The sequence below is a fragment of the Staphylococcus sp. AS1337 genome, assembly GCF_051408735.1.
Classification (GTDB): Bacteria; Bacillota; Bacilli; order Staphylococcales; family Staphylococcaceae; genus Staphylococcus; species Staphylococcus xylosus_B.
The window spans coordinates 1-394 of sequence record NZ_JBOIHZ010000022.1 but is presented as its reverse complement, the minus strand read 5'-3'; the positions used below and the strand labels follow the sequence as shown (position 1 = coordinate 394).

Here is a 394-nt window from a genome sequence, read left to right as displayed (position 1 = left end):
GAAGTCGTAACAAGGTAGCCGTATCGGAAGGTGCGGCTGGATCACCTCCTTTCTAAGGATATATTCGGAAACATCTTCTTACGAAGATGAAATAGGAATAACATTGACATATTGTATTCAGTTTTGAGTGCTCATTGGAGTATTCATTGCATTATTTTGTACATTGAAAACTAGATAAGTAAGTAAAATTTATGATTTTACCAAGCAAAACCGAGTGAATTAGAGTTTTTAACAAGCTTTGAATTCAAAAAGAAATAATCGCTAGTGTTCGAAAGAACACTCACAGATTAATAACATTTTGGATTTTCAACCGACTTGTTCGTGTTGAAAGTCAAAAAAGATTAAGTTATTAAGGGCGCACGGTGAATGCCTTGGCACTAGAAGCCGATGAAGG

General features: G+C 35.5%; 1 rRNA gene. It reads left to right on the top strand.

From position 1 onward, the window contains the following. A 16S ribosomal RNA gene (locus ACSUE0_RS14555) occupies window positions 1-52 on the top strand; the annotation flags it as partial. Window positions 53-394: the final 342 nt, after the last annotated feature.